At 59.5% G+C, this 1,036-nt stretch carries 2 protein-coding genes; both read left to right on the top strand.

The window, feature by feature from the left end:
- Nucleotides 1-135 precede the first annotated feature (135 nt).
- On the top strand, nt 136-612 hold the full coding sequence (locus H8F21_RS29415; protein ID WP_203585857.1) for an FxsA family protein: 477 nt from the start codon (nt 136-138) through the stop codon (nt 610-612).
- 247 nt (nt 613-859) lie between these two features.
- Nucleotides 860-1,036: co-chaperone GroES (locus H8F21_RS29410; protein WP_203585858.1), on the top strand; the 177-nt coding region annotated here is incomplete at its 3' end.

The following is a 1,036-nucleotide window of genomic DNA, read 5'->3' as shown; positions in this document are numbered from 1 at the left end:
AGTGCGCGAAGCCTTGGTTTCTCTGGCTCACGCCGAGCATTGGCCAAAAAATGCAGTGGCCGACGCTTGAATTCACGAAAGGGCGACGTCATCTAAGGCTTACTGCAAGGCATTTCTTGCGTAGAGGAAAGTTAGATGCGCCCTTTTTTGTTGCTCTTTCTGCTGTTTCCGGTGCTGGAGCTGTTCGTATTCGTCAAAGTGGCAGGGGCTATCGGGTTTTTCCCGGCCCTGCTGCTGATCATTCTCGGCTCGATGCTCGGCGTGTTGGTGCTGCGCGTCGCCGGCTTGGCCACGGCGCTGCGTGCCCGTGAAAGCCTGAACCGCGGCGAACTGCCGGCCCAGACCATGCTCGAGGGCCTGATGATGGCCCTGGCCGGCGGCCTGTTGATCCTGCCGGGTTTCATCAGTGATGTCGTCGGTCTGGTCATGCTGCTGCCGTTCACCCGCAAGCTACTGGCCGGCAAGATGCGCCAGCGCGCTGAAGAGGCCGCGCTTCGCCAGCGTGCATTCGCCGATGACCTGCAACCCCGTGGCGGCCCGGCTCCGCGCCAACCGTTGGGGCGAGAAGGTGATGTGATCGAAGGCGAATTCGAGCACCGCGACAGCAAATAACCGCTTCACTGGCACGGCACCTTCGGGTGCCGTGTTGCTTTTGGCCGTCGGCACAGGTAAAAAATTTCCGCCGCGGCCCCTTGTAATAAGCTTATGCGCCCTTATGTAACGGTCACCGCAAGGTTTCTGGTGGCGACACCAGACAGACTTCCGCGTCTTGCTTGGCGAGCCGCGACCGGCACAGCCGGAATACAACCTGCCGGTACTGACACCGGCCGATGAAAAACACAATTAGGAGAGATCGACAATGAGCAAGCTTCGTCCTCTGCACGACCGCGTCGTTATCAAGCGCAGCGAAGAAGAAAAGAAAACCGCTGGCGGTATCGTTCTGCCAGGTTCGGCTGCTGAAAAAGCCAACCACGGTGTGATCGTCGCTGCTGGCCCAGGCAAAACCCTGGAAAACGGTGAAGTGCGTGCTCTGGCC

Source organism: Pseudomonas arcuscaelestis (genome assembly GCF_016881005.1).
Lineage (GTDB): Bacteria > Pseudomonadota > Gammaproteobacteria > Pseudomonadales > Pseudomonadaceae > Aquipseudomonas > Aquipseudomonas arcuscaelestis.
This window is presented reverse-complemented; position numbering and strand designations above follow the sequence as displayed.

What these genes read in the sequence shown, in the direction of transcription:
- H8F21_RS29415 (WP_203585857.1), top strand. Translation starts at nt 136, where the DNA reads ATGCGCCCTTTTTTGTTGCTCTTTCTGCTGTTTCCGGTGCTGGAGCTG.